This is a genomic window from uncultured Senegalimassilia sp., assembly GCF_934630535.1.
In the GTDB taxonomy this organism is placed as follows: domain Bacteria; phylum Actinomycetota; class Coriobacteriia; order Coriobacteriales; family Eggerthellaceae; genus Senegalimassilia.
This window is the reverse complement of record NZ_CAKTVU010000021.1, coordinates 21,427-29,274: the sequence shown is the minus strand read 5'-3', so window position 1 is coordinate 29,274 and position 7,848 is coordinate 21,427. Positions and strand designations below refer to the sequence as shown.

The following is a 7,848-nucleotide window of genomic DNA, read 5'->3' as shown; positions in this document are numbered from 1 at the left end:
GCGGGGATGTATATTACGCGGCCGGCGGCCTCTTGACAATCCCTTGATTCGGATTTTGCCCTGGTCTTCACATCCTGCACACAATATGTGGCAGTCTGTTCTCAATTCGTGTGTGTCATATCATGCCTTGTACTACATGTAGTAGCTCTTTGAGGCCTCGGAGCGAGCCGAACAGTGTTTGGCTTTTGCTTTCATACGTTTTGCAGTTTCGCTTCTTTGGCATTTCCCTTTGTCAACCTATAGCTTCATGCGCGCTTCCCTCTTCTTCCCTCTTAGCTCTATCTGAGCGCTTGCTTTCTCTATTGGCTGTACAGCAATACAGCGGAGCTTCTTCGGAATAGGTGTTCACCGACATTCAGGAAACGACTGTTCGCCGTAATCGGATATGGTCTTGCCTCTTCCCTGCTCGCTTCCTTGTTTTACTATGGGGCTGGAGAACCTATATAAGGTGGTGATGGACTTGAGCGCAGATGTGCGGATCGATCTTCCTGAAGATGCCCTCGCGCTTCTTTCAATATTAGATGATGCCGGATTCGAGGCATGGGCCGTGGGCGGCTTTGTGCGCGATGCGCTGCTTGGCAGGCCTTGCTCGGATATCGATATCGCCTGCAGCGCCATGTGGAGCGACACAAAGAGGGCTTGCGAACAAGCTGGATTGAGAACGCATGAAACCGGTGTGGCGCATGGGACCATCACTGTTATCTGCGGGAATTCCGCTTTCGAGGTTACGACCTTTCGCAGTGACGGGCAATATAAGGATGGAAGGCATCCTGATTCGGTGACGTTCGTGTCATCGATAGAGGAGGATCTTGCCCGCAGGGATTTCACCATCAACGCTATGGCATGGCGGCCCGACCGAGGTCTGGTGGACCCCTTTGGGGGAGAAGCCGATATCGAGCTCGGCGTTATCCGTGCGGTTGGCGACCCTCATCAAAGATTCGCCGAAGATGCGCTCCGTATTCTGCGGGCATGCCGTTTCAGCGCCGAGCTTGGATACGCGATCGATCCTTGCACGTACCAAGGGATGCTGGAAAACAAGGGTTTGCTGTCGAAGATATCCGCCGAACGCGTAACCCACGAGCTGCAGAAGCTGTTGCTCGGCCCACATGCCGGCGATGCCCTGCTGAGCTGTGTTGATGCGCTTTCGGCTGTTTTGCCCGAGCTTGTGGCAATGAAAGGCTTCGATCAGCAAACGCCCTATCATATATTCGACGTGCTCGAACATACCGCTCGGGCGATCGATGGCGTTCCGCCCTATCCGTTGGTTCGCTGGGCGGCGCTGTTTCACGATATGGGCAAACCTGCCTGCTTCTTCAAAGACGAAAACGGCACCGGGCACTTTTACGGGCACGCTGCGGTGAGCGTTCCCATAGCGCGCGGCATCATGCAACGGCTGACGTTCTCTAACGCCTTCATCGACAGGGTGCTTGCTTTGGTAAAACGACATGACGATGTGGTGCCGGCAAACCCTAAGGCGGTGAAGCGGATGCTCGCCCGCCTTGGCGGCGATACCGAGCTGTTCGCCGCCCTTTGCGACCTGAAGCGAGGGGACGCGAGGGGGCAATCGCCGAAATTCAGCGGCCCGCGCATCGCGCTTGCCGACGATCTGCAGCGCACCCTAGAGGAGATACTCGCCGCCAACGAGGCCTTCACGGTGAAGTCCTTGGCCATCAACGGACGCGACGTGATGAGGTTAGGAGTTGCTCAAGGACCCGAGATAGGGGAAGTCTTGGCGCGATTGCTTGACGCCGTCATTGAGGGAGAAGTAGCTAATTCAGCGTCTGACCTGGAGAAATACGTGTTACAGTACCTGATCGGCGAAAATTTTTCTAAAAAGTTGCCAAAAAGTGTTGACGGAATAGGGGATGGTGCGTAATATATCTTCTCGCGCCTGGCCCTCCGAAATAAATCGAAGGAAACGGCGCAGAGGATTTGCCACTGGGGTGTCGTCTAATGGCAGGACAGCGGTTTCTGGTACCGTATGTGAGGGTTCGACTCCTTCCACCCCAGCCATTTTTGGTAGATTCATTTGATGGCTCCGTCGTCTAGCGGTTTAGGACGTCGCCCTCTCAAGGCGAAGGTCGCCGGTTCGAATCCGGTCGGAGCTACCAAGCTTACCCAGGTCACGTGTTTCGCGGCCTTTTCAATGGCTCCGTCGTCTAGCGGTTTAGGACGTCGCCCTCTCAAGGCGAAGGTCGCCGGTTCGAATCCGGTCGGAGCTACCAAATGTACAGCCGAGGCTTATGCCTCGGCTTTTTTGTTATCGACAGGCGAAAACGGCTCCCGGACCCGATAGGACCCGATAGGACCCGATAGGACCCGATAGGTATCAGCAGACTTACAGGTCAAACAGTGCGTCTGCATCAGAGGCATCGGCGCGGGCCGATGCTGCCTGCTCGGACTCGTCCGCTCGAATTCAACGCTCGGAAAAACGTGCGTTCGGACAACACCGAATCCCTGATATGCATCGGCGATGCCCAAGCGACTACTCGCAAGCAAGCCTTCGCCGTCGAGCGAATCGTTACGCTCATCAACGATACCGAGATAAAGAGGCGATACCGCATAGGGGAACTTCGTGCGAAACCTCCGCAGGCCCTTCTGAGCTATCGCACGTTGGCAGTTAAGCACGCTTGAAGCCCACAACCGCCACGAACATGATGCCAGCCCTACATGCAATCTTGGGCTGGCGGTGCGCTGGAAGCAAACGACGCCGCGAACATGACGCAAGGCACTTTACGCAAGCTTGGGCCCGGTTCTCGAAACACTACGCTATGCGCGTTCCCGGCTTTCGAGAACTCCGCCATGCGCATTCCCGATGCTCGATTAGGCGGTGCCTCTTCTGGATACCCGGGTGATCGCACTGGACATGATGGGTTGATTGGATATATCCTCGCTGGCATGTGACGAAACCGAAAGGCCGACAGTCGCGTCGTTGGGGACGACGCGACACCAGGTTGAGCCTTCAACATTTGGAGGAAAGGTTGACCAACATGCGAATCGACCGCATTCTTTGCAGCAAGCGCGTATTCACCGGCTTGACCGATAGCGCCGAAGAGCTTGCCATCGCCGTTTCCGGGGACAAGATCGCTTTCGTCGGAGCGAAGGAGGACGCGCTTGCGTTTGCCCACGAAGCCGACGGAAGCGCCGAGCCCGAGGTGATCGACTACGGTGACGCCTTCATCGCCCCCGGCTTCCATGACTCTCATGTGCATTTCTTCCATTCCGCGGTGTACTCTTCCCCGCTTGCCACGAACTTCCTGGGCGAAAACGAGGCCGATTGCGTTGAGCGCATGAAGCGTTTCGCGCAGGGACGCCCTGAGGGGTGGCTGCTGGCACAGGGCTGGCGCGAGTATCGATGGGACCCGCCGGTGCTGCCGTCGAAGCACTCGCTTGACGAGGCCTTCCCCAACCGCCCCGTGGCGCTGTACTCCGGCGACGCGCACACGCTGTGGCTGAACAGCTGCGCGCTGGCCGAGCTGGGCATCGACCGCGACAGCGTTGCCCCTGCGGGAGGAAGCTACGACAGGGACGCTGACGGCGAGTTGACGGGCATCGTGCGCGAAGCAGCCGCCATGGAGCTGATGCCGCGCATCATGAACGCGTTTTCCGATGACGAGATCGCCGATGCTTACCGCGGGTTTTTGCGCACGCTTGCGCAAAACGGCATCACGAGCGTTTGCGACATGTCGCTTATGGCCAACCCCGGACTGGACTTCATCCGCGACGACGTGCATGCACGCCTGCTTGAAACCGACGAGCTGACGTGCCGCGTGAACCTCTTCCCCACCCTGCTTGAGGATATGAGCAGGTTCGAGGCGATGTCCAAGCATTATACGGGCCCTGTGCTGCGCTGCGCCGGTTTCAAGCAGTTCTTCGATGGCGTCTCCAGCCAACACACCGCGTGGGTGACCGAGCCTTATAGCAACGCGCGATGCGAGGACGACTGTGGCAGGCCGACCATCGAGCCCGATAAGATGCGCGCTCTGGTGATGAAAGCTGCCGAGAAGGGCTACCCCGTGCGCATCCACACCATCGGCGATGCGGCGATTCATGAGGCGCTGAACATCTTCGAGGATGCCCGTGCGCAATTCGGCCCGCTTCCCGAAGGACGCCACAACTGCCTTGAGCATTTGGAGAACTTCCTGCCCGGAGATGTGGAGCGCTTGGCAGAGCTCGATGTGATCGCCGCGGTGCAGCCGCCGCATATGACGCTTGACCCGGGCGGTCCCGAGCGCGACTTGGGAGACGAGCGCGTGAAGCTGATGTGGCCGTTCAGGACCATGCTTGACGAGGGCGAGACGCTGGCATTCGGCACGGACTCGCCGGTGGTGGACGTGAACTCCATGGGCGTGCTCTACAGCGCCGCCACGCGCCGCGACCCGCAGACGCGCGCACCCGAAGGCGGCTGGCGACCTGAGCAGCTTATCAGCCGTGCAGAGGCCATTCGCGCATACACCGCCGGAAGCGACGCCGCCGCCCAACGCAACGGCGAAGCGGGCGTGCTGGCAGCAGGCAAGCTGGCGGACATGGCGGTGCTCGACACCGACTTGCTGACATGCGCCGACGACGAGATCCTGGATGCGCACGTTACCGCCACCTGGATGGGCGGACGCTGCGTGTTCGAGGCCTAGAAAGACCGAAAGCGCCCCAAGATGGCCGTTGAGCCACTTGGGGCGCTTTGCGTTTGGAGCGATTTATAGCCGGCGCAACAGCGATGGAACGCAGTGCTGTGTGTGTCCATCGCCGACTGCGCCGGACAGCTACCGGCAAGCGAGGGCCGGCGATCGATTGCCTTCGACGTTGTTTCCGGCCTGCGAATTTCGACAGCAGCGGCCGCGAGGATACGCGATCGATCGCCTTCGGTGCGACCGCAGGCATGGACTTGGCATCGGAAGGCACACCTGTTTACGCGTTGTACGGCAGGTGCGGCTTGCCGTGGCACCACATGTGATCGAGGGGCCCGCTGCCCTGCCCAAGATCGAGACCTGTTGACAGAGCGCCTCTCACGAAGCCCTTCGCACGGCGAACCGCCTGCTCGATGCCGTTTCCCTGCGCCAAGCCGCTTGCGATGGCGCTGGAAAGCGTGCAGCCGGTTCCATGGGTGTTGCTTGTGACGATGCGCTTCGCCCTCAGCCAAGCATGGCGACCATCGGGCAGAACGAGCAAATCGTCGGCGGTATCGGCAAGATGACCGCCTTTGACGAGCACGGCACCGTTTGTTTTCCCCGAAAGCAGCTTCGCCGCCTGTATCATGCCGTCGTCGTCAACGACGGGAAAACCGCACAGCACCTCGGCCTCGGGCATGTTCGGGGTGATAACGTCGGCCAAGGGCACCAGGTTCGAAACCAGCGCATCGACGGCCTGCTGCTCGATAAGACGCGAACCGCTGGTGGCCACCATGACCGGGTCGAGCACCACGTTGCTCGCCTGATGAAAACGCAGGCGCTCTGCGATGACGTTGATGATCTGGGCGGAGGATACCATGCCGATCTTCACCGCATCGGGACGGATATCCTCGAACACCGCATCGATCTGCGCACCGACCACTTCTGGCGAGATGTCCTGCACGGCGCGAACGCCGCAGGTGTTTTGCGCGGTGATGGCCGTGATGGCCGTTTCCGCGTAAAGACCGTACGATGCTATGGTTTTGATGTCGGCCTGAATGCCGGCTCCTCCGCTTGAATCGGAGCCGGCGATGCTGAGCACTGTTTTCATCGGATACCTCCCTTAGACGCTCAGCGCCCTTCCACCCTGCTTACTCGTTGTCGAGATCGATGACGAGGCCGTCCATGATGGTGTTGACGGTGCGCACCGCGCACATCTTGCCGCACATGGTGCAGGTTCCCTCGTTGCTCGGCGGGGCGCTTTCGAAGACCTTGCGCGGACGAACCGGGTCGATGGCCAGGCTGAACTGCTCTTCCCAATCCATACGACGACGGGCATCGCTCATGCGGTTGTCACGGTCGCGAGCGCCGGGAATGCCCTTCGCGATGTCGGCGGCATGCGCGGCGATCTTCGTGGCCACCAGGCCATCGCGCACATCCTGGGCATCGGGCAGGCGCAGATGCTCGGCAGGCGTGACATAACACAGGAAGTCGGCGCCCGAGGAAGCCGCCACGGCACCGCCGATGGCGGCGGTGATGTGGTCGTAGCCAGGGGCGATATCGGTTACGAGCGGGCCGAGCACGTAGAACGGCGCGTTGTGGCACAGGCGCTTCTCGAGGCGCATGTTCGCCTCGATCTCGTTGAGCGCCATATGGCCGGGACCCTCCACCATGACTTGCACGCCGGCATCCCAGGCGCGCTTGGTGAGCTTGCCGATCTCGATGAGCTCGGCGATCTGACCGGCGTCGGTTGCGTCGTAGGTGCAACCCGGGCGCATGGCATCGCCGATGGAGATGGTCACGTCGTGGGCGTGCAGGATCTCGAGGACCTCGTCATAGTGCTCATAGAACGGGTTCTCGTTGCCGGTGGCCTCCATCCAGGCGAAGATGAGGGAGCCGCCGCGGCTGACGATGTTCATGAGTCGGCCGGTTTCCTTGAAGGACTCGATAGTGCGGCGGTTCATGCCGGCGTGGATGGTGACGAAGTCGACGCCGTCCTCGGCATGGCGGCGCACCACGTCGAGGAAGTCCTCCGCCTTGATGGCGATGAGGGCCTTCTCCAGATAGCCGATGGCGTCGTACATGGGAACGGTACCGATCATGGCCGGCGACTTTTCGATGAGCTTGGTGCGGAACGCCTGGGTTTTGCCGCTGTTGGACAGGTCCATGATGGCCTCGGCGCCAAGCTCGATGGCCGTATCGACCTTCTGCCATTCAACGGATTCGTCGGCAAGGTCGCCGGAAATGCCCAGGTTGACGTTGACCTTGGTGCGCAAGCCCTCGCCGACGCCCTCGGGCGACAGCGACGTGTGGTGGATGTTCGCCGGGATGGCGATGCGGCCGGCGGCAACGCCTTCGCGGATGAACTCCGGGCTGCGGCCTTCCTTCTCGGCGACCACGCGCATGGCAGGCGTGATCTGCCCCGCGCGGGCGAAATCGATTTGCGTGATGAGGTTCGAAGATTCGTTACCCATAGATGCTCCCTTCGTTGGCATTACCCATGCAGGTTCGGCGGGTCGAGGCTTGTACGGTGCCTCCTCTCAGCCTGCCCGGCGCGCAGCGCTAGCAAGCTCCCCCGATATACGGTTGTTGCGGCCGTTATTATATCCCCGGCCGGTCAGGAGTTACCCAAGGCAAAGGATAAAAGACATAAAGCGTGCCCGACTCCACGGCGATGGTGGCCTCCTGGCCGATAAGCTCGTTGGAAAGCCCAAGGCTGGTTCGGTTGGTGAGGGGCTCATCATCAAGCGAATACTCCAAGCCCCGCTCGATGACGCCCTCGGCGCGATCGTTTGCGGCGAAGACCGAGACGGTGCCTTTCTCCACGTTGTCAGGCAGGGTGAACACGTCAGGGCCGGTGACGCATCGTATGGCGAAACCATCGGCGATGCCGGTGACGTAGAACCCGCGCTCCGAATACGCGGCGAACAGCTGCAGGTTGGCCAGCGTATGGTCGAGCCTGCCGCCGATGCCGCCATATACGTAGATATCGGAATGATGGTAGTTCGCAGCCCTTTGGAGAGCGAGCTCCATATCCGAGGCATCCTTGTTCACAGGATGACGCGAGACCCGCTTCGCGCGAGGAACGTATCCAAGGGAGTCGAAATCGCCCACGGCCATGTCGGGCGCGACGCCAAGCCGGTCGAGCGGGGCAAAACCGCCGTCGACGGCGATGACGAAGTCGAAAAAGCCCTCGTTGTAACGTGCCATGAAATCTTGTTCGTTGAAATATGTGGCGCCAACC

At 60.2% G+C, this 7,848-nt stretch carries 5 protein-coding genes, 3 tRNA genes and 1 riboswitch; of the genes, 5 read left to right on the top strand and 3 right to left on the bottom strand.

Going from position 1 to position 7,848, the window contains the following annotated elements; genetic code table 11:
- The first annotated feature begins 460 nt into the window (after positions 1–460).
- The 5 genes from Q0D52_RS08865 (at position 461) to Q0D52_RS08845 (ending at position 4,631) form a co-directional block, all read left to right on the top strand.
- Positions 461–1,876: an HD domain-containing protein gene (locus tag Q0D52_RS08865; RefSeq protein ID WP_294382129.1), complete on the top strand. Its 1,416-nt coding sequence runs from the start codon at positions 461–463 to the stop codon at positions 1,874–1,876.
- Between the two features lie 63 nt (positions 1,877–1,939).
- Positions 1,940–2,013: transfer RNA gene (locus Q0D52_RS08860), tRNA-Gln, on the top strand.
- Positions 2,014–2,034: 21 nt separating this feature from the next.
- Positions 2,035–2,111 (top strand) — tRNA-Glu (locus tag Q0D52_RS08855).
- Between the two features lie 37 nt (positions 2,112–2,148).
- Positions 2,149–2,225: transfer RNA gene (locus Q0D52_RS08850), tRNA-Glu, on the top strand.
- Positions 2,226–2,990: 765 nt separating this feature from the next.
- Positions 2,991–4,631 (top strand): amidohydrolase, encoded by a 1,641-nt coding sequence (locus tag Q0D52_RS08845; RefSeq protein WP_294382126.1) that lies wholly within the window; start codon positions 2,991–2,993, stop codon positions 4,629–4,631.
- A 274-nt stretch (positions 4,632–4,905) separates the two neighbouring features.
- Here Q0D52_RS08845 and thiD read toward each other — a convergent pair whose 3' ends face one another.
- The 3 genes from thiD to Q0D52_RS08830 form a co-directional block, all read right to left on the bottom strand.
- Positions 4,906–5,715 carry a bifunctional hydroxymethylpyrimidine kinase/phosphomethylpyrimidine kinase gene (thiD, locus tag Q0D52_RS08840; protein ID WP_294382123.1) on the bottom strand — a complete coding sequence of 270 codons (810 nt, stop codon included), beginning with the start codon at positions 5,713–5,715 and terminating at the stop codon, positions 4,906–4,908.
- Positions 5,716–5,755: 40 nt separating this feature from the next.
- On the bottom strand, positions 5,756–7,078 hold the full coding sequence (gene thiC / locus Q0D52_RS08835; protein WP_294362052.1) for a phosphomethylpyrimidine synthase ThiC: 1,323 nt from the start codon (positions 7,076–7,078) through the stop codon (positions 5,756–5,758).
- Positions 7,067–7,191, bottom strand: a riboswitch (TPP riboswitch). It overlaps the preceding gene by 12 nt.
- 14 nt (positions 7,192–7,205) lie before the next feature.
- Entirely contained in the window at positions 7,206–7,814 is a 609-nt protein-coding gene (locus Q0D52_RS08830) for a thiamine diphosphokinase (protein ID WP_294382121.1), read from the bottom strand.
- Positions 7,815–7,848 lie beyond the last annotated feature (34 nt).